Annotated in this window: 16 protein-coding genes and 1 pseudogene; 16 read left to right on the forward strand and 1 reads right to left on the reverse strand. The window is 66.4% G+C overall.

Translation table 11 applies throughout. From position 1 onward, the window contains the following. Window positions 1-691: 691 nt before the first annotated feature. The 7 genes and pseudogenes from dprA to Q0L89_RS12200 all read left to right on the forward strand — a co-directional run bounded on the left by dprA (window position 692) and on the right by Q0L89_RS12200 (window position 9,258). Window positions 692-1,901, forward strand: a pseudogene (gene dprA, locus Q0L89_RS12170) (DNA-processing protein DprA). Window positions 1,902-1,999: 98 nt separating this feature from the next. Beyond that, window positions 2,000-4,579 carry a type I DNA topoisomerase gene (gene topA / locus Q0L89_RS12175; RefSeq protein WP_296765473.1) on the forward strand — a complete coding sequence of 860 codons (2,580 nt, stop codon included), beginning with the start codon at window positions 2,000-2,002 and terminating at the stop codon, window positions 4,577-4,579. A gap of 118 nt (window positions 4,580-4,697) precedes the next feature. Next, window positions 4,698-5,426: a CoA transferase subunit A gene (locus Q0L89_RS12180; RefSeq protein WP_296765476.1), complete on the forward strand. Its 729-nt coding sequence runs from the start codon at window positions 4,698-4,700 to the stop codon at window positions 5,424-5,426. Next, complete coding sequence (locus tag Q0L89_RS12185) at window positions 5,426-6,055, forward strand: 3-oxoacid CoA-transferase subunit B (protein WP_296765478.1); 630 nt, start codon at window positions 5,426-5,428, stop codon at window positions 6,053-6,055. Before Q0L89_RS12180 ends, Q0L89_RS12185 begins: the two co-directional genes overlap by 1 nt. A gap of 151 nt (window positions 6,056-6,206) precedes the next feature. After that, entirely contained in the window at window positions 6,207-7,223 is a 1,017-nt protein-coding gene (locus Q0L89_RS12190; protein WP_296765481.1) for a lysylphosphatidylglycerol synthase transmembrane domain-containing protein, read from the forward strand. Continuing rightward, the gene (locus Q0L89_RS12195) at window positions 7,220-8,521 is read left to right on the forward strand and encodes an FAD-binding oxidoreductase (RefSeq protein ID WP_296765483.1); all 1,302 of its coding nucleotides are present in this window, start codon (window positions 7,220-7,222) and stop codon (window positions 8,519-8,521) included. The genes Q0L89_RS12190 and Q0L89_RS12195 overlap by 4 nt, the downstream gene beginning before the upstream one ends. Next, the gene (locus Q0L89_RS12200; RefSeq protein WP_296765486.1) at window positions 8,521-9,258 is read left to right on the forward strand and encodes an SDR family NAD(P)-dependent oxidoreductase; all 738 of its coding nucleotides are present in this window, start codon (window positions 8,521-8,523) and stop codon (window positions 9,256-9,258) included. Before Q0L89_RS12195 ends, Q0L89_RS12200 begins: the two co-directional genes overlap by 1 nt. A gap of 6 nt (window positions 9,259-9,264) precedes the next feature. Here Q0L89_RS12200 and Q0L89_RS12205 read toward each other — a convergent pair whose 3' ends face one another. Then, a complete protein-coding gene (locus Q0L89_RS12205; protein WP_296765488.1) occupies window positions 9,265-10,059 on the reverse strand; it encodes a lytic transglycosylase domain-containing protein in 795 nt (264 codons plus the stop codon). Window positions 10,060-10,435: 376 nt separating this feature from the next. Here Q0L89_RS12205 and Q0L89_RS12210 point away from each other — a divergent pair, with 376 nt between their 5' ends. From Q0L89_RS12210 to Q0L89_RS12250, 9 genes are all read left to right on the forward strand, one after another. Beyond that, on the forward strand, window positions 10,436-10,621 hold the full coding sequence (locus Q0L89_RS12210; protein WP_296765490.1) for a hypothetical protein: 186 nt from the start codon (window positions 10,436-10,438) through the stop codon (window positions 10,619-10,621). A gap of 149 nt (window positions 10,622-10,770) precedes the next feature. Continuing rightward, entirely contained in the window at window positions 10,771-10,947 is a 177-nt protein-coding gene (locus Q0L89_RS12215; RefSeq protein WP_296765493.1) for a hypothetical protein, read from the forward strand. A gap of 133 nt (window positions 10,948-11,080) precedes the next feature. Beyond that, window positions 11,081-11,941: a Flp pilus assembly protein CpaB gene (cpaB, locus tag Q0L89_RS12220; RefSeq protein ID WP_296765496.1), complete on the forward strand. Its 861-nt coding sequence runs from the start codon at window positions 11,081-11,083 to the stop codon at window positions 11,939-11,941. Window positions 11,942-12,103: 162 nt separating this feature from the next. Further along, entirely contained in the window at window positions 12,104-13,522 is a 1,419-nt protein-coding gene (locus tag Q0L89_RS12225; protein ID WP_296765498.1) for a type II and III secretion system protein family protein, read from the forward strand. 16 nt (window positions 13,523-13,538) lie between these two features. Then, complete coding sequence (locus tag Q0L89_RS12230) at window positions 13,539-14,207, forward strand: OmpA family protein (protein ID WP_296765500.1); 669 nt, start codon at window positions 13,539-13,541, stop codon at window positions 14,205-14,207. Between the two features lie 236 nt (window positions 14,208-14,443). Further along, window positions 14,444-15,700: an AAA family ATPase gene (locus Q0L89_RS12235; protein ID WP_296765502.1), complete on the forward strand. Its 1,257-nt coding sequence runs from the start codon at window positions 14,444-14,446 to the stop codon at window positions 15,698-15,700. Window positions 15,701-15,721: 21 nt separating this feature from the next. After that, window positions 15,722-17,182 carry a CpaF family protein gene (locus Q0L89_RS12240; RefSeq protein ID WP_296765504.1) on the forward strand — a complete coding sequence of 487 codons (1,461 nt, stop codon included), beginning with the start codon at window positions 15,722-15,724 and terminating at the stop codon, window positions 17,180-17,182. 4 nt (window positions 17,183-17,186) lie between these two features. Beyond that, entirely contained in the window at window positions 17,187-18,155 is a 969-nt protein-coding gene (locus Q0L89_RS12245; protein ID WP_296765506.1) for a type II secretion system F family protein, read from the forward strand. A gap of 22 nt (window positions 18,156-18,177) precedes the next feature. Further along, window positions 18,178-19,146, forward strand: a complete 969-nt coding sequence (locus Q0L89_RS12250; RefSeq protein ID WP_296765509.1) for a type II secretion system F family protein — start codon at window positions 18,178-18,180, stop codon at window positions 19,144-19,146. Window positions 19,147-19,148: the final 2 nt, after the last annotated feature.

Here is a 19,148-nt window from a genome sequence, read left to right on the forward strand (position 1 = left end):
AGCTTGATCAGCATGCCGATCTCCCGTCTCGCACCTCGTTCAGAACAGATCGTGCCATGAAAAGCGCAGATCGACGAGGAGCTATGTGATCATCCGGGATGAAACACTTAGAGTGGGCAACACCTCGACACAACACGCGACTTGAGAGCGGAGGTGCGAAAGTCTGCCACGGTTGTGGCGTGACAATCCTGATCCATCAGCATAAAAGGCAGCGACCGGCAGGAAAGTCTGCCAAATGGACACCCCGGCGTGCCTTTTCACGCGGGGCGGCGGTCACGCCCGACGGGGCGGTGTCATTGCCGAACGTGTCGCGCCCGGCCGGCGCGCGCGATCGCGTCACCGCCGGGCAATGCCGGCACCGGCCTGACCGGCCCCGCGCCGCCCCTGCCCTTCATCTTTCCCCAAATACTCATGGCGGCCCCGCGCAAGGCTTGCGATCGCGTGCCTGCCCCGCGCGCCATGGTCACGAACGCGCCTTCCGGCGCGGCCCCCGTCCCCGCCACCGACGCGATACCGACAGGATACCGACGCGGCACCGGCACCGCGCGGATCACCGGAACCGATATAATTAACGCACGATATCATGCACTTATACGAAATCGGCAAGAAAACCGCGACTCGGCCCATTTCGGTTTACCAGCCATTAACACTGCCCGCGCTATTGCTGTTCGGGCAAGCAGACGGAGTCGTGATGACCGTGGACCAAAGCAAGTCTTCCACTCACCCCCTACTCCCACCCACCACGGAAGATGAGCGGCTGTCATGGCTTCGTCTCTTGCGCTCTCGCCGGGTCGGTCCCAGCACCTTTTTCCGCCTGATGGGCGAACATGGCAACGCCGAGGCGGCGCTCGCCGCCCTGCCCGGGGTGGCCCGTGCCGCCGGGGTCGAGGGCTACGCGCCCTGCCCGCCCGAGGTCGCCGCGGCCGAAATGCAGGCCGGCCAAACCGCCGGCGCCCACCCGGTATTCTACGGTGAAGCCACCTATCCCGCTGATCTTGCGGACATATCCGACGCACCGCCGGTGCTGTGGGCGGTCGGCGACAGCGCGCTTGCCAGGCGCCCGATGATCGCGCTCGTAGGCGCGCGCAACGCCAGTTCGCTGGGCGCACGGATGGCGCGGGCATTGGCCACGGAACTGGCCGAGGCCGGGTATGTCATCGTTTCGGGCCTGGCTCGCGGCATCGACACCACCGCCCACGCGGCAGCCCTGGAAAGCGGCACGCTCGCGGTGCTGGCCGGGGGGGGTCGACGTGCTCTACCCGGCCGAGAACGCGCGCCTGGCAGAGGACATCGCCGCGCGCGGCCTGCGGCTTTCGGAACAACCCATGGGCATGGCCCCACAGGCCCGCCACTTTCCACGCCGCAACCGCATCGTCAGCGGGTTGTGCCGCGGTGTCGTGGTGGTCGAGGCGGCGGCAAAATCCGGCAGCCTGATCACCGCGCGCAGCGCCCTTGACCAGGGGCGCGAGGTGCTGGCGGTGCCCGGCCATCCGTTCGACGCCCGCGCCGCCGGTTGCAACATGCTGCTGCGCGACGGCGCGGTGCTGGTGCGCAACGCCGCCGACGTGATCGAGGCGCTGCCACCGGCTGCGCCCGACCACGCACCCGATCAGCCGCAACTGGCCCTCGACCCGGCACCGGCGGCGGCCGGCAGCAACGCCGCGCCGCCGCCCGTACCGCCTGCCCCGCCGCGGCCAGACCCCGCGCCACGGCGCAACCTGCGCGAAACCGCGGCGCTGCACAGCGCCATCCTGCAACGCCTGGGGCCCAGCCCGGTGGCCGAGGATCAACTCATCCGCGACCTGAACGCCCCGGCGCGTGCCGTGGCACCGGCGCTGGTCGATCTGGAACTCGACGGCAAGATCAGGCGCAGCACCGGCGGCATGCTGGCGCTGAGCTGACCGCGCAACCGCCACGCAACCCGGCGCATTGACAATTCCCCGCTCCGCCCCACATGGTCCGCCGCCATGGACAAGGGACCGAGTCGAAAGGATTGCCGATGCCAGTCGTCGTTGTAGAATCGCCGGCCAAGGCCAAGACGATCAACAAATATCTCGGCTCCGACTACACGGTTCTGGCGTCCTACGGGCACGTCCGCGACCTGCCGCCGAAAGACGGATCGGTCGATCCCGAGCACGATTTCGCCATGAAATGGGAAATCGGCGTCGATGCCCGAAAGCACGTCAAGGCGATCGCCGATGCGCTGGCCGACGATCCCGACCTGATCCTCGCCACCGACCCCGACCGCGAGGGCGAGGCGATCAGCTGGCACCTGGAAGAAGCGCTCAGGAAACGCCGCGCCCTGAAGAAGGACACGCCGGTCAGCCGCGTGGTGTTCAACGCCATCACCAAGACCGCGGTCTCCGAGGCAATGAAGAACCCGCGCGACATCGACGCACCCCTGGTCGAGGCCTACCTGGCGCGCCGCGCGCTCGACTACCTGGTGGGCTTCAACCTGTCGCCGGTGCTGTGGCGCAAGCTGCCCGGCGCCAAGTCGGCGGGCCGGGTGCAATCGGTCTGCCTGCGCCTGATCGTCGAGCGCGAGATGGAGATCGAGGCCTTCAACCCGCGCGAATACTGGTCGGTCAAGGCCCGGCTCTCCACCCCGCGCGGACAGGAATTCGAGGCGCGCCTGACCACGCTGGCCGGCGACAAGCTCGACAAGTACGCCATCGCCAACGAAACCCAGGCCGAGATGGCGGTGCAGGCAATCACCTCGCGCGATCTGAGTGTCACCTCGGTCGAGGCCAAGCCGGCCAGTCGCAACCCCTCGGCCCCGTTCATGACCTCGACGCTGCAACAGGAGGCCAGCCGCAAGTTCGGCATGGGCGCGCGCCAGTGCATGAGCGCGGCGCAGCGCCTCTACGAGGCCGGGCACATCACCTACATGCGCACCGATGGCATCGACATGGCCCCCGAGGCGGTGATGGCCGCGCGCGACGCGATCACCGCGCGCTATGGCGCCGATTACGTGCCCAAGTCCCCGCGCATGTACAAGAACAAGGCCAAGAACGCGCAAGAGGCGCACGAATGCATCCGGCCCACCGAAATGACCCGCGACGCCGCGGCGCTGAAACTGTCGGACGGCGACCAGCGCAAGCTCTACGACCTGATCTGGAAGCGCACCCTGGCCTGCCAGATGGCCGCGGCAAAGCTGGAACGCACCACCGTCGATATCGGCAGCGCCGACGGCCAGGTCGGCCTGCGCGCCACCGGGCAGGTGATGCTGTTCGACGGCTTTCTCAAGGTCTACGAGGAAGGCCGCGACGACGAGGGCCGCGATGACGACGACAAGCGCCTGCCGCAGATCATGCAGGGCGAGCCGACCGAGAAGCGCGGCGTCACGCCCGAGCAGCATTTCACCCAGCCGCCGCCGCGCTACACCGAGGCCACGCTGGTCAAGCGGATGGAGGAACTGGGCATCGGCCGCCCCTCGACCTATGCCAGCGTGATCGGCACCATCCAGGACCGCGAATACGTCCGCAAGGAACAAAACCGCCTCATCCCCGAGGACAAGGGCCGCATCGTCACCGTCTTCCTGATGAATTTCTTCCGGCGCTACGTGGAATACGATTTCACCGCCGACCTGGAAGATCAGCTCGACGCGGTCAGCGCCGGCAAGGCCGATTACAAGGAGGTGCTGGCGAGGTTCTGGCGCGACTTCTCGGCCGCCATCGCCGAGACATCCGAGTTGCGCATCTCAGAGGTGCTCGACGTGCTCGACGATGCCCTGGCGCCGCAACTCTACCCGCCGCGCGAGGATGGCGGCGACCCGCGCACTTGTCCGCTGTGCGGCACCGGCCAGTTGCACCTGAAAACCTCGCGCAGCGGCGGTTTCGTGGGGTGCAACAACTACCCCGAATGCCGCTACACCCGCCCCCTGGGCGGCGACGAGGGCCAGGGCGACCGTATTCTCGGCGTCGATCAGGGCGATGAGATCAGCCTGCGCTCGGGCCGGTTCGGCCCCTACGTGCAGCGCGGCGAGGCGACCGAGGACAACAAGAAACCGCCGCGCGCCTCGCTGCCCAAGGGCTGGTCGCCCGACGACATGAACCTCGAAAAGGCGCTGATGCTGCTGAGCCTGCCACGCGAGATCGGCCCCCACCCCGAAGACGGTGAACCCGTCGAGGCGGGCATCGGCCGCTACGGGCCCTACGTCAAGCACGGCCGCCTTTATGCCAACATCAAGGAGGTCGACGACGTCTTTACCATCGGCATGAACCGCGCGGTCGAGGAACTGGCCAAGAAAGCCGCCAGCCGCGGGCGCGGGCGCGCCGCGGCGGCGCCGCTCAAGGAGCTGGGCGAACACCCCGACGGCGGCGACATGAACGTGATGGACGGCCGCTATGGCCCTTACGTGAAATGGGGCAAGATCAACGCCACCCTGCCCAAGGGGACGGAGCCGGCAGACGTGACGCCGGAGTCGGCCATCGAACTGGTCAACGAAAAAGCCGCCAAGAAGGGCACCAAGGGCAAGGCGCCGGCAAAAAAGGCGGCCACCGGCAAGGGCGCGACCAAGACCACCGCAAAGAAACCTGCGGCGAAGAAAACCGCGACCGGGAAGAAATCCGCGTCCTGACGCCCGCGCACGGGCTTACGCAGTTCTACGTATCGCGGAACGGGCGGCGGACGACGCGTTGACTCCCTCGTGCGCAGGGGCCACAACCCGCATAATTCCGCCAACGAGGGAGACACTGATGAAGAAGGTCTACGCTAACGCCGACGCGGCGCTCGACGGGCTGCTGTTCGACGGCATGTTCATAGCCTCGGGGGGCTTCGGGCTGTGCGGCATTCCCGAATTGCTGCTCGATGCCATCCGCAAGGCCAGCACCAGGAACATGACCTTTGCCTCGAACAACGCCGGGGTGGACGATTTCGGCATCGGCATCCTGCTGCAGACAAAGCAGGTGAAGAAGATGATCAGCTCCTACGTGGGTGAGAACGCCGAGTTCATGCGCCAGTATCTGTCGGGCGAGCTGGAGCTGGAATTCAACCCGCAGGGCACGCTGGCCGAACGCATGCGCGCCGGCGGCGCCGGCATCCCCGGTTTCTACACCGCCACCGGCGTCGGCACCCAGATCGCCGAGGGCAAGGACCACAAGGAATTCGACGGCCGCACCTACATCCTTGAGCGCGGCATCTTCGCCGACCTGAGCATCGTCAAGGCGTGGAAGGCCGACACCACCGGCAACCTGGTGTTCCGCAAGACGGCGCGCAACTTCAACCCGCCGGCGGCGATGTGCGGGCGCACCTGCGTCGTCGAAGTCGAAGAGATCGTCGAGCCGGGGCAACTCGACCCCGATTGCATCCACCTGCCGGGCGTCTATGTGCACCGCATCATCCAGGGGCAGCACGAGAAACGCATCGAGAAACGCACGACGCGGCCCGGCACGAAAGGCAACGCCGGACAAGGGGAGGATCTGTAATGGCCTGGGATCGCGATCAGATGGCGGCACGCGCCGCGCAGGAACTCGAGGACGGCACCTATGTCAACCTCGGCATCGGCATCCCGACGCTGGTGCCCAATTTCATCCCCGAGGGCGTGACGGTGACGCTGCAATCGGAAAACGGGATGCTGGGGATGGGCCCCTTCCCCACCGAGGACGAAATCGACCCCGACCTGATCAACGCCGGCAAGCAGACGATCACCGAACTTCCCAACACAAGCTACTTCGACAGCGCCACCAGCTTCGGCATGATCCGCGGCGGCAAGATCGCGATGGCGATCCTGGGCGCCATGGAGGTGGCGGAAAACGGCGACCTGGCGAACTGGATGATCCCCGGCAAGCTGGTCAAGGGCATGGGCGGCGCGATGGACCTGGTCGCGGGTGTCCGCCGCGTCGTGGTGGTGATGGACCACACCAACAAGGCGGGCGACTCCAAGCTGCTGAAGGCCTGCACGCTGCCGTTGACCGGCACCGGGGTGGTGAACCGCATTATCACCAACCTGGGCGTGCTCGACGTGGTCGAGGGTGGTCTCAGGATCGTGGAAACCGCCGACGGCGTCAGCGAGGACGACATCCGCGCCGCGACCGAGGCGACCATCGTCAACTGAGGCACGCGCGCCGGCGCTGCAATGGAGCGGCTGGCATGGCCGGGGCCCGGGGGCGCGCGCAAACGCCCGCGGGCCCTTTCCATTCCCGTGGGTGAATATCGGCGCCGGGGCGTTCCATTCGCCGGCGCGGCCCCCTAGTATGGCCGCAGCCATGATCATGGACGGCCGCGACTCGATGACCGACGACACCCCCACCCCGCCCCTGGCGCGCCGGCCAGTCGCACGCTGGCGCGACATCGCGCTGATGGCGGTGCTGGTGGTGCTGGTCGTGGCCGGGCTGGCCGGGCTGGCCGCTGCCACCGGCTGGGAACAGACGGTCGCGCAATTGTCGCGCCTCGGGCTGGTGCAGATCGCCGTGCTGCTGCTGCTGTCATGCGTGAATTACGGGCTGCGCGGCCTGCGCTGGCACCTGTTCGCGCGGCGCCTCGGACTGCCGGTGACACCCCTGCAAAGCCTGCGCCATTTCTGGGGTGGTTTTGCCATGGTGGTAACCCCGGGCCGGGTGGGCGAGGTGATCCGCCTGCGCTGGATCGGGCGCGAAACGGGCTGGCGGATCGAGCGCACGGCGCCGATGGTGGTGGCGGACCGGGCCAGCGACATGGTCGCGATGGGGTTACTTCTGGGGCTTGCCGTGGCGCTCAGCAGCACCAGCATCGCGATGGCGCTGCCGGTAGCGGGGCTGGCGCTGGCCGGCGCCTACCTGGTGACGCGCCCGCGGCTGCTACGCGGGCTGGCCGAAGGGTTCTACGGGCTGACCGGGCTGTTGCCCCGGCTGGTAGTACGGGTGCGGCTGGCGGCGCGGTCGCTGGGGCGCTTTTCCAACCCATGGGTGCTGCTCGCCGCTACCGGGCTGGGGATGTGCGGCTGGCTCGCCGAGGGGGTTGCCTTCCACCTGCTGATGGGCTGGATGGGCTTTGAAACAGGGCTGTGGAAGGCAACGCTGATCTTCGTCTTCTCGACGCTGGCCGGGGGGCTGACCGGCGCGCCGGGCGGGCTGGGCGGCGCCGAGGGGGCGATGGTGGCGCTGCTGCTGGTCGAGGGCGTTCCGATGGAGACCGCCATAGCCGCGACGGCAGTGATCCGGGTGACAACGCTGTGGTTCGCCATCATCGTCGGGTTCATCGCGTTCCCGATCGCCGAACGCAAATCACGCGAGGGACAAACATGACCTGGAAACACCTGACCTATACCGGCTGGGGCCGCGCGCTGCACGCGCATGGCGAGATGGCGCGCCCCGAACGCGTGGCGGACCTGCGCGCGCTGCCGCCTGCGCCGGCGATCGGCAACCGGCGCAGTTATGGCGATGCCTGCCTCAACAACGAGGGCCGCACCGTGGACATGACGCGCCTCGACCGGCTGCTGTCGTTCGACGAGGAAACCGGCCTGCTGGAGGCCGAGGCCGGCATCACCCTGGGCGAGATCACCCGCCTCATGGCGCCGCGCGGCTGGCTGCTGCCGGTGCTGCCCGGCACCGGGTTTGCCACCCTGGGCGGCGCCATCGCCATGGACGTGCACGGCAAGAACCACCACAACGCGGGCAGTTTCGGCCAACACGTCGCCGCGATCCGGTTGCTGCAAAACGGCAAGCTGCGCGGCGTCACGGCCAAGACGGCCCCCACCCTGATGCGCGCCACCATCGGTGGGCTGGGCCAGACCGGCGCGATCGTCTCGGCGCAGGTGCGGATGATGCCGGTCGAGGGCGAAACCATGCGCGTGCGCGAAAGCCGCGTCGGCGGCTGGGACGAACACATCGCGCTGCTCGATGCCTCGGACGCCACCTATACCGTCGGCTGGCTGGACGCCACGGCGCGCGGCGATGCGCTTGGCCGCGGCATCGTCGAAGAGGGCGAAATCGGCCCCGACCCGGCACCGGCACCGCGAAAGGCGCACACGGTGCCCTTTACCGCGCCGCACTGGGCACTGTCGAAGCCGATCGTGCGGGCCTTCAACGAGGTCTACTACCGCCGCGTTCCCGCGGCGGGGCGGACGGTGTCCAGGCGTTTCGAGGACTTTTTCTTTCCCCTCGACAAGATCCACGACTGGAACCGCCTTTACGGGCGCCGGGGCTTTCACCAGTTCCAATGCGTCGTTCCCGTCGACCAGGCCGCCGCGCTGCGCGCGATGCTGGAGCGGATCGCAAACAGCGGGCTGGCCTCGCCGCTGGCAGTGCTCAAGCGTCTCGGCTCGGGGCGCGGCGGCATGATGTCGTTCCCGATGGCGGGGTACACCCTGGCGGTGGATTTCCCCAACCGCACACGCGCGCGCGGCCTGATCCGCGCGCTGGAGGCGGACGTGGCCGCGGCGAACGGGCGGCTTTACTTCGCCAAGGATGCGCTGGCCGCGCCCGAACCCATCCGCGCGATGTATCCCGAACACGCCGACTGGGCGGCAGAGGCGGCAAAGGCCGACCCCGACGGCGTGCTGCAAACCGACCTGATCCGACGGCTTGGGCTGAGGAGCGCATGATGCAACAGACATGGGTGATACTGGGCGCGACCTCGGCGATGGCGCGGGCGTATGCACGGCTGCTGGCCGAGGAGGGGCACGCCCTGATCCTGGCCGGGCGCGACATGGATGAATTGCAGACCCTTGCCACCGATTGCGCACTGCGCGGCGCGGGTGCGGCGCGGGCGATGCGGTTCGACACCCGCGCACCGCGTCATGACGGCGCGATCCTGGAGGCGCTGGAGTCCGCCGAAGGCGCGCTCAACGCCGCCGTCTTCGTCGGCGCGATGCCGCCCCAGGCCGCGATCGACGCCGATCCGGCACGTCTGGCCGGCGTGATCGAGGACAATTTCACCGGCCCGGCGCGGTTCCTCCACCGGCTTGCCCCGATGATCGAGGCGCGCGGGTGCGGCACGATCGTCGGCGTCGGCTCGGTCGCCGGCGACCGCGGGCGGCTGGGAAACTACGTCTACGGTGCCGGCAAGGCCGCGTTCCACACTTATCTGTCGGGCCTGCGCAACCGGCTGGGGCGCGCCGGCGGGCACGTCGTGACGGTTAAACCCGGCTTCGTCGACAGCGCCATGACCTGGGGGGTCGAGGGCATGTTCCTGGTGGCGCCGCCCGCCAAGGTGGCATGCGACATTCGCCGCGCGGTATCGAAGCGCCGCAACACCATCTACACGCCCGGGTTCTGGCGGTTGATCATGCTGGTCATCCGCTTGATCCCGGAACCGGTGTTCAAGAAACTGTCGATCTGAGCCGCCTCAGCGCGCGCCGGTGTCGAACACGCACCCGTCCGAGAGCAGCTCGGGCGGGGTCATGCACAAGGCGCGCGCCACGCCGTAGGCCGCCAACACCCGTGGCACGTAATCGCGCGTTTCGGCAAAGGGCGGCACGCCCCCGTGGCGGCGTACCGCACCGCCCCCCGCGTTATAGGCAGCCAGCGCCAGCACCGGGTCGCCGTCGAAATCGGCAAGCAGGCTGTCGAGGTATTCGACACCGCCGCGCAGGTTTTCTTCGGCATCCAGCGCATCGGCAACGCCGAAGCGGCGCGCGGTGTCGGGCATCAACTGCATCAGCCCGCGCGCGCCCTTGGCGCTGACGGCATCGGTACGCCCGCCCGATTCCACAGCCGCGACCGCCAGCACCAGCGCCGGCGACACCCCCGTGCCCACGGTGTGGCGCATCATCGCCGGGCCGTGACGCGCCACGATATCCAGCAGGCGCGCGACGGCAGGGGCCGGCACCCGGGCCCCCGCGGGCGGGTTGCCGAGCGTGCGCAGCGCCAGGTCAAGCCGCGCCGCCGCCGGATCGCCACCCGCATCGATGGCGCGCCAGAACCAGGCGTGGCGTGGCGCCTGCCCGTCTTCGTCTGCGGACGCGGCGGGGGCCTCGGGGGCGGGGGGCGCGATCTGTACGGTGATGCGCTTGTCGCCCGGCTTGGGCGGGGTCACGCGCTTGAAGGTGAAATCTGGAAACGGCGGCGGCCCGGCCCCGGCGGGCAATCCCTGCCCGGCCAGCGCAAGCCCCAAAGCCATCAGACGCATGCCCCGGATCATCGACCGTCCCCTCGCTGTGCCGAAGCGGCCCGTTCAGACGCGATCACCATCGCACGACGGCGACTCGGAGGCCAGAAAAACCCCGATTCACCAGCCTTTCCGCCATCCGCACACCGCCCGAATCCACCACAAGTAGAAAAGGTTGAAGAAATATCAAAAATAAAATTGTTCATGTTCAAATGGTTACTTAAAGCCTGCCGCAAAAAATCGAGACGTCCAAAATTGCTATTTTCACGCCAAACTGTTGCCCCATTCGATTGGCTATATATCCCCATACCGAGGCGGTGATGGGCCAAAGAGAGAGGCGGCCCACCAAGACCACCGACGAGGTCGTGAAACTGAGCAAACCTATCTGATCCTATGGAGGGACAAAACCATGATCAACTTCATCAAGAACTTCCGCAATGACGAATCCGGCGCCGTGACCGTTGACTGGGTCGTTCTGACCGCCGCCGTCGTGGGCCTGGCCGTGGCCGCCTACAGCTCGATCAAGACGGGCGCCACCAACATGACCGCTGCGACCAACACCTACATGGGTTCGCAGACGCCGGGCTCGTTCTAATACGCCCGCCGCATCACGCAGATCACAGGCCGCACCCGGCCGGACCGGGTGCGGCCGATTTTTTTGGTCAGGGGCGCGTGGCCAAACTACCGGCCCGTTGTTTCCAGAATGGAACCTCCTGTCACCCCGAGGACATGCGAGGTCATTGAATGCGCAAGCTGTTTCAAAAATTCCGACGCACCGAGGAAGGTGCCGTCACCGTCGACTGGGTCGTTTTGTGCGCACTCGTCGTCACGCTGCTTGCCGCGGGCTACGGCAACCTCAAGACCGCCACGCTGGACCTCAGCACCGGCACCCGCGATTACATGAGCACCGCGACATTCTGAGCGCCCCACAGCGCCGGTTGACGCGCGATGATCACGGAATCATCCCGCTTTCGCCACATTCGCGCGGCACCGTGCCAGCATAGACGTGTACCCACCCGCGCCGCGACGTGCGCGCAACGGAAAGGTTGTTCAGATGCGAGCTGTTTTCGGACTAGTCCTGATCGCCGGGATCGGCCTGGCCGGTTTCGCCGCCTACATGGTCAAGGAACGCCTCGACACCTACGAGGCCGCGCTTGCCCAGGCCCGCGCCGCACAGGGGCAGATCGTCGATACCGTCGAGGTCTTCGTCGCCAAGGAGCAACTGACATACGGCGCACGGCTTGCCAAGGAGGCCGTGCGCCTGGTGAAATGGCCCAAGTCCGCCCTTCCCGAGGGCGTGTTCACCGAGGCCGCGGCGCTGTTTCCCGAAGACAAGGACCCGCGCACCATCCTGCGCACGATGGAGAAGAACGAACCCATCCTTGCGGTCAAGATTACCGAACCCGGCCAGGACGCGGGCATTACCTCGCGGCTCAAGCGTGGCATGCGCGCCTTCGCCATCAAGGTCGACGCGACAAGCGGTGTGTCGGGCTTCCTGCGCCCCGGTGACCGGGTCGATGTCTACTGGACCGGCAATGTCGGGCGTATGACCGTGGGCGGCGAAGGACGCGGCGAAATCACCAAGCTGATTCAGACCGGGGTGCAGCTTGTCGCCGTGGATCAGAGCGCCAGCGACGAGCGCCCCGGCGCCACCGTCGCACGCACCGTCACCGTTGCCGTGCGCCCCAACCAGGTGGCGGCGCTGGCACAGGCCCAGAGCACCGGCAAGCTGTCGCTGGCACTGGTGGGCGCGGGCGACGACAGCGTGTCGTCGTCGATCGAGATGGACCAGCAAATGCTGCTGGGCCTGACCAGGGCACGTGAACCCGAACCGGTGGAGAAGAAAGAGGAATGCACCATCCGCACCCGCCGTGGCAGCGAAGTGGTGGAAATTCCGATCCCCTGCACCAATTGAGCCCTTCGAACAGGGCGGCCGTGGCCGCCCTGTTGCGAGTTATCCACATCAAGCCCGGCTCCGAAGGCTTTGATTCTTGCAATATTTCGAAAAATGGAGCAGGCTGGCTGGAAAAGCGGGCTCAAGACCCGCGTTTGAGGCGTGATCGGAAAGGCAGGTCACATGAAAACCGACAATTTCCTGAGGGCGGCCTTGATGGGCGTGCTCGCCCTGACGTTACAGTGGGCCGCCCCGGCCACGCCGCATGCCGAAACCGTGCGCGTGGTACGCGCCGGCGTCACCTCCAAGCTGGGCGTGCCGATGAACCGCGCCGTGGTGGTCGAAAGCGACGTGCCCTTTGCCGAGCTTTCCATCGCCAACCCGGCGATCGCAGATATCTCGTCGCTGTCCGACCGCACTATCTATGTGCTCGGCAAGGCACCGGGCATGACCACGCTGACGCTTCTGGATGCGACCGGCCAGTTGATTGCCAACGTGGACGTGCGCGTCTCGGCCGACATCAGCGAGTTCAAGGAACGCCTGCAACAGATCATGCCCGGCGAAAAGATCGAGGTGCGCACAGCCAATGACGGCATCGTGCTGTCCGGCACGGTGTCGAGCACGCAGCGCATGCAGCGTGCGCTCGACCTGGCCGAGCGCTACGCGCCCGAACGGGTGTCGAACCTGATGAGCGTTGGCGGCATTCAGCAGGTGATGCTCAAGGTCCGCTTCGCCGAGATGGAGCGCACCGTTTCCAAGGCGCTTGGCGCGTCGCTGGCCATCGACTCCACCGACGTGACGGGCGGCACCGGGAACGGCGCCAACCTGTCCGGGCAGAGCAGCATCCTGGGCGGCAACATCTCTTCCAACCCCAACAATACCGGCACCATGCTGTTCGGGTTCAATGCTGGGTCTGTACAGGTGGGCGTGCTGCTTGAGGCGCTCGAACAGAAGGGCGTCGTGCGCACATTGGCCGAGCCCAATCTGACCGCGCTTTCGGGGCAGGAGGCCAAGTTCCTGGCCGGCGGCGAATACCCCGTGCCGGTCAGCCAGGAGGGCGGCACCATCAGCGTCGAATACAAGCCCTTCGGGGTCGAGCTCAACTTCATCCCGCGCGTGGTGAACAAGAAGCTCATAAACCTCGAACTCAAGGCCGCCGTCTCGGCGATAGACGACACCAACTCGGTGGCCACAGGCAACGGCTTCAGCATCGACGCCTTCACCCGCCGCGAAACCTCGACCACGGTCGAGCTGCGCGACGGCGAGAGCTTTGCCATCGCCGGACTGCTCAAGGACGATTTCCGCGACACCAGTTCCCAGGTGCCGTGGCTGGGCGACCTTCCGGTGCTGGGCGCGCTGTTCCGCAGCGCCGACTACCAGCGCGCGCAATCCGAACTGGTGATCATCATCACAGCCCACCTCGTCACGCCGACCCGGGGCGAGGCGCTGGTGTTGCCAACCGATCGGGTCACGCCGCCGACCGAGCGCGACCTTTTCCTGTTCGGCAACCTCACCGGAGAGGACGCTGACAAACTGACCGGTGGAGCCGGCGAAGTGGCCAAGCAGGATTTCAGCGGCTCTTACGGCTATGTGATGGAATGACGAGATGCAGGTGCCCATGAAAACAATCGCCGCCGCTGCCGTCCTGATCGGGCTGGTCGCGTGTTCGCCCGAGAACCCCAACACCCGGGGCTTTTTCCAGGAGGCCGGCGCCGGCGTCGATGGTGGCCATTTCGGCAACGCCACGATGCACAACACGCAAATCATGACAGGGCAGAAAACCTACGTGGTGGACCTGGCACACCGCTTCGCCGAAGAGGTCGAATCGACCGTCACCTTCGGGTTCGATTCCGCGCGGCTGGACGGCGCCGCACGCGCCACGCTCGACCGGCAGGCACACTGGATCCGGCAATTCCCCGAGGTGCGCTTCCGCGTCTACGGGCATACCGACAAGGTCGGATCGGCGCGCTACAACAAGCGCCTGGGCCTGCGCCGGGCGCAAGCGGTGGTGAACCACCTCGCCAGGCGCGGCATCAGCCGCGGCCGGCTGGAGGCACTGGTCTCGCACGGCGAGACGCAACCGCTGATCGTGACCGAGGGGCGCGAGCGCCGCAACCGCCGCACCGTCACCGAGGTGTCGGGATTCATGCAGCGCCATCCCACTGTTCTGGATGGAAAATATGCCGAGATCATCTATCGCGAATACGTCCAAAGCGCGACCGCGGAAACCGGCTTGACCAGCGCGGGTGTCAGCGGCGTCTCGGAAGCCGGGGGCGGGGGCGAGTGAGCGCGGCGTTGCCGCGCACATGAACAATCCGGCCCCGCAGCGGGTTTCGTCCACGTTGACCGCATAAATACGATCTTTTGGCCCCAATCTCGCCAATATTTTTCGCGACCTTGGCCTCACGCAGAAAAGCGCGTCCGTCGATTCGGACGCCGGATTGCGCAGCATGGCCCGGCTGGCACCCGGGCCGACGGGCCGGTTCCGTTGCGCGATCCGAATGCAAAAGGACGTGAGGCAAAATGACGAGTAATGAAGATTTCGATTCAACAGCGACCGCGATCCGCGCCTGCACGATCAGCCGCGACGTACAGAATTTCGACCTGCTGATCGAAGACATGGAAAACATCCTCGGCGAGAGCTGGGGCGACCTGGGCTTCGCCGATGCCGCCGCCTTCCTCGCGCAGCCCGAGGCCGACGATCTGGAGTTCGTGGCGCTGGCCATCGATTCCGAGGACGAGGCCAGGACCGAGATGCTGGGCGACTTGATCGGCAAGGCCCATGCCCGCGGGATCCGCGTGATCCTGATCGCTGACGACGTCAGCCCCATGGCCCTGCACCGGCTGCTGCGCGAGGGGGCCGACGAATTCGTGCCCTATCCGCTGCCCGAGAACGAATTGCAGGCCGCGATCGAACGGCTGCGCACCCCCGAGCCTGCCGCCGCCGCGCCGCAGGCGGCTGCGCAACCGCCCGCGGCGGCGCCCTCTGCACACGACCGGCAGGGCGTCCTGCTGGCGGTGCAACCGCTGGCAGGGGGCACCGGGGCCACCACGCTGGCCGTCAACCTGGCGTGGGAACTGGCCAGCATGGAAACCAAGGACGCCCCTTCCCCGCGGGTGTGCCTGCTGGATTTCGACCTGCAATACGGCACGGTCGCGACCTATCTCGACCTGCCCCGGCGCGAGGCGATCTTCGCGCTGCTTTCCGACACCGAGTCGATGGACGACGACAGTTTCTCGCAGGCGCTGATGACCTTCGAGGACAAGCTCCAGGTGCTGACCGCACCATCCGATCTGTTGCCGCTCGACTTCATCTCGCCCGACGACGTGACCCGCATCATCGAGGTGGCGCGGCGCAACTACGACTACGTGATCGTCGACATGCCCGGTACCGTGGTACAGTGGACTGAGGCCGTCCTTCAGGAGGCGCAACTCTATTTCACCACGCTGGAACTGGACATGCGCTCGGCCCAGAACACGCTGCGGCTCAAGCGGGCGCTCAAGTCCGAGGACCTGCCTTTCGACAAGCTGCGCTTTGTGCTCAACCGAGCCCCCAAGTTCACCGACATCACCGGCAAATCGCGCGTCAAGCGCCTTGCCGACAGCCTTGAGATCTCGATCGAGATCCTGCTGCCCGATGGCGGCAAGCCGGTCACGCAATGCGGCGATCACGGTCGTCCGCTGGCGCTGGACGCGGTCAAGAACCCTTTGCGCAAGGAGATCGCGAAGCTCGCCGCCTCGCTCCACGAGCTGGGTCGCTCCGACGCCCGCGCCGCCTGAGGCAGTCAAGGAGACTGAGAGATGTTTTCGCGCTACCGCAAGACCGACTCGAAACCCGTCAAGCCGGCGAACGAGGCCGCCGCCACGCGACCCGAGCCGACACCCTCGGGCGGCGGCTCCGCCGCTCCGGCACCCACCTCGATCCGCCGCGCCGCGCCCAAAGCCAAGCCCCCTGCACAGGTCGCAGCGGCCGACAAGGAACGCAAGCGCAAGGAACGGCTTGCCGAGATCAAGCTCGATCTGCATCACGCGCTGCTCGACAACCTCAACCTGTCGGCGCTGGAAACCGCCAGCGAAAGCGACCTGAAGGCCGAGATCAGCGACATCGCCACCGAGGTGCTGCAGGAAAAGGGAATCGTGCTCAACCGCGAGGACCGCACCCAGATCAATCAGGAGCTTTACGACGAGGTGCGCGGCCTCGGCCCGCTGGAAACCTTGCTCAAGGACGAAAGCGTCAACGACATCCTGGTCAACGGACCGCACCGCATCTTCGTCGAGCGCAGCGGCAAGCTGGAGCTGACCGACGTCACCTTCAAGGACGAAAAACACCTGCTGCGGATCATCGACAAGATCGTGTCGGCCGTGGGCCGGCGCGTGGACGAATCCAACCCCTATGTCGATGCCCGCCTCGCCGACGGGTCGCGCTTCAACGCCATGGTGCCGCCGATCGCGGTGGATGGCAGCCTGGTGTCGATCCGCAAGTTCACCAAGGAAAAACTGGGCATCGACGACCTGATCCGCTTCGGCGCCTTTTCCGAGGAAATGGCCGCCTACCTTCAGGCCGCCGTGGCCTGCCGGCTCAACATCATCGTTTCGGGCGGGACCGGCTCGGGCAAGACGACGACGCTCAACGCGCTGTCGTCGTTCATCGACAATTCCGAGCGCATCCTCACCATCGAGGATACCGCCGAACTGCAGCTGCAACAGATTCATGTCGGGCGCATGGAAAGCCGCCCGCCCAACGTCGAGGGCAAGGGCGCAGTGACGCAGCGCGACTGCCTGCGCAACGCGCTGCGCATGCGCCCCGACCGCATCATCGTCGGCGAGACCCGCGGCGACGAGGTCATCGACATGCTGCAAGCCATGAATACCGGCCACGACGGCTCGATGACCACGATCCACGCCAACAGCGCCCGCGACGGCGTCAGCCGCATGGAGAACATGATCGCGATGTCGGGTATCGAGATGCCCACCAAGGCGGTGCGCGCCCAGATCGCGTCGGCCGTGCATCTGATCGTGCAGGCCAGCCGCCTGCAGGACGGCTCACGCCGGATGACCTCGATCACCGAGGTGACGGGCATGGAGGGCGAGGTGATCTCGATGCAGGAGGTGTTCCGCTACCAGCGCACCGGGCTGACGCCTGAAAACAAGATCATCGGTCATTTCACCGGCACCGGCGTGCGCAGCAACTATTCCGAGCGGTTCCGCCTGTGGGGCTATGACCTGCCGTCGGGGATCTATGACGAAGTGAGCGGGGAATAGACCCATGACCATCAGCATCGAACTACTCATCTACGGGTTGATCTTCATCGGCGTCATCGTGCTGGTCGAAGGGCTGTACCTGACCGCTTTCGGCCGCTCGATCAGCCTCAACAACCGGGTCAACCGCCGGTTGGAAATGCTGGAAAAGGGCGACCGCCGCGAAGAGGTCATGGAAAAGCTGCGCAAGGAAATGCGCCAGCACATGAATTCGCGCGGCATTCCGCTTTACGCCATCCTGGCCGACCGCGCGCAGAAGGCGGCCATCGCCTTTACGCCGCAGCAGTTGATCATGGTCATGGCCGCGCTCAGCGGCGTGGCCTTCGTGGGGCTGACCGTGAGCACCGAAACCGCGCTGGCGATCCGGGCCGGCATCTCTGTGGCCATGGGCGTGGGCGGGGTATTCTTCTGGGTCAGCTCCAAGGCCAACAAGCGCCTCTCGATGATCGAGGAGCAGCTCCCCGACGCGATCGAACTGATGGTTCGTTCCTTGCGCGTGGGCCACCCGTTTTCCTCGGCGATCCAGATCGTCGCCAAGGAGGTCGCCGACCCGCTGGCGACCGAGTTCGGCATCATCGCCGACGAATCCGCCTATGGCCGCGACGTGGGCGAGGCGCTCAAGGACATGGCCGAGCGGCTGGACATGCAGGATTTGCGCTTTCTCGCCGTCGCGGTGACGATCCAGCAACAATCGGGCGGCAACCTGGCCGAGATCCTTGACGGCCTGTCCAAGGTGATCCGGGCGCGTTTCCGCCTGTTCCGCCGGGTCAAGGCGATCACCGCCGAGGCGCAATGGTCGGGCAAGTTCCTGTCGGCCTTCCCGATCGTCGCGCTGGTCGCCATCAACGTCATGGACCCGAATTATTACGACGAGGTCATGGATCACCCCTGGTTCATCCCCGCCTGCCTGGCCGTCGGCGGCTTTCTGGCGGCGAACCTTTTCGTGATGCGCATGCTCGTCAATATCAAGGTCTGAGGAACACCCGGCAATGTCCCCAATGCAAACCTTCATCGAATTCGCGACGACCGGCTTCGGCCCGGTGATCCTTGCCGGCGTGATCGGGATCGGGATGATCCTCGCGACGCTGCCTTTCGTGCTGAACCAGCGCAAGGATCCGCTCGACAAGCTCAAGGAAAGCGCCCGCGCCGATCGCGGCGCGAACCATGCGGGCCAAGCCACGCTGCGCGCCAAGGCCGGCAACGACAAGCTCGAAAAATACTCGGGCTTCCTCGAACCGCAAAGCGAGGCCGAGTATTCTGATGTCCGCATGAAGCTGATGCAGGCGGGCTATCGCACCAAGGATGCGGTGCGCTTCTTCCATTTCGCACAATTCGCTCTCGGTATCCTCGGGCTGGTGCTGGGCGTGGGCTACTACCTGCTGGTGCTGGCCGGCGGGCCGGACGTCACCACTCAGAAGACCCTGATCTTCATTCTCGGGCCGGGAGGCGCGGGCTATATGCTGCCGCGCTACTGGGTGACCAAGCGCCGGCAGGAACGGCAGGAACAGATCATTTCCGGGTTTCCCGACGCGCTCGACATGATGCTTGTCTGCGTCGAGGCGGGCCAGTCGCTGGACCAGGCGATCATGCGCGTGGCACACGAGATCCGTGCCTCGTTCCCGGCCCTGGCCGACGAGTTCGAAATCGTCAGCTACGAGGTCCGCGCCGGCAAGGACAAGGCCTCGGTGCTCAGCGACATGGGCGAACGCTGCGGCGTCAACGACGTATCCAGCTTCGTCACCGTGCTGATCCAGTCGGCCAGCTTCGGCACCTCGATCGCCGAGGCGCTGCGCGTCTATGCGGGAGAAATGCGCGACAAGCGCGTGATGCGGGCCGAGGAAAAGGCAAACAAGTTGCCCACGCAGATGACTTTGGCCACAATGATGCTGACGGTGCCCCCGCTGCTGATCATCCTGGTCGGTCCTTCGGTTGTGGGCATCACCAAGATGGGCGAGATGAATTTCTAGCC

Origin of the sequence: Sediminimonas sp., assembly GCF_024637375.1 — a bacterium.
Lineage (GTDB): Bacteria > Pseudomonadota > Alphaproteobacteria > Rhodobacterales > Rhodobacteraceae > Sediminimonas.

What these genes read in the sequence shown, in the direction of transcription:
- Q0L89_RS12210 (WP_296765490.1), top strand. Translation starts at nt 10,436, where the DNA reads ATGATCAACTTCATCAAGAACTTCCGCAATGACGAATCCGGCGCCGTG.
- topA (WP_296765473.1), top strand. Translation starts at nt 2,000, where the DNA reads ATGCCAGTCGTCGTTGTAGAATCGCCGGCCAAGGCCAAGACGATCAAC.
- Q0L89_RS12240 (WP_296765504.1), top strand. Translation starts at nt 15,722, where the DNA reads ATGTTTTCGCGCTACCGCAAGACCGACTCGAAACCCGTCAAGCCGGCG.
- Q0L89_RS12250 (WP_296765509.1), top strand. Translation starts at nt 18,178, where the DNA reads ATGCAAACCTTCATCGAATTCGCGACGACCGGCTTCGGCCCGGTGATC.
- Q0L89_RS12200 (WP_296765486.1), top strand. Translation starts at nt 8,521, where the DNA reads ATGCAACAGACATGGGTGATACTGGGCGCGACCTCGGCGATGGCGCGG.
- Q0L89_RS12180 (WP_296765476.1), top strand. Translation starts at nt 4,698, where the DNA reads ATGAAGAAGGTCTACGCTAACGCCGACGCGGCGCTCGACGGGCTGCTG.
- Q0L89_RS12235 (WP_296765502.1), top strand. Translation starts at nt 14,444, where the DNA reads ATGACGAGTAATGAAGATTTCGATTCAACAGCGACCGCGATCCGCGCC.
- Q0L89_RS12205 (WP_296765488.1), bottom strand. Translation starts at nt 10,059, where the DNA reads ATGATCCGGGGCATGCGTCTGATGGCTTTGGGGCTTGCGCTGGCCGGG.
- Q0L89_RS12195 (WP_296765483.1), top strand. Translation starts at nt 7,220, where the DNA reads ATGACCTGGAAACACCTGACCTATACCGGCTGGGGCCGCGCGCTGCAC.
- Q0L89_RS12230 (WP_296765500.1), top strand. Translation starts at nt 13,539, where the DNA reads ATGAAAACAATCGCCGCCGCTGCCGTCCTGATCGGGCTGGTCGCGTGT.
- Q0L89_RS12215 (WP_296765493.1), top strand. Translation starts at nt 10,771, where the DNA reads ATGCGCAAGCTGTTTCAAAAATTCCGACGCACCGAGGAAGGTGCCGTC.
- Q0L89_RS12225 (WP_296765498.1), top strand. Translation starts at nt 12,104, where the DNA reads ATGAAAACCGACAATTTCCTGAGGGCGGCCTTGATGGGCGTGCTCGCC.
- Q0L89_RS12245 (WP_296765506.1), top strand. Translation starts at nt 17,187, where the DNA reads ATGACCATCAGCATCGAACTACTCATCTACGGGTTGATCTTCATCGGC.
- cpaB (WP_296765496.1), top strand. Translation starts at nt 11,081, where the DNA reads ATGCGAGCTGTTTTCGGACTAGTCCTGATCGCCGGGATCGGCCTGGCC.
- Q0L89_RS12190 (WP_296765481.1), top strand. Translation starts at nt 6,207, where the DNA reads ATGATCATGGACGGCCGCGACTCGATGACCGACGACACCCCCACCCCG.
- Q0L89_RS12185 (WP_296765478.1), top strand. Translation starts at nt 5,426, where the DNA reads ATGGCCTGGGATCGCGATCAGATGGCGGCACGCGCCGCGCAGGAACTC.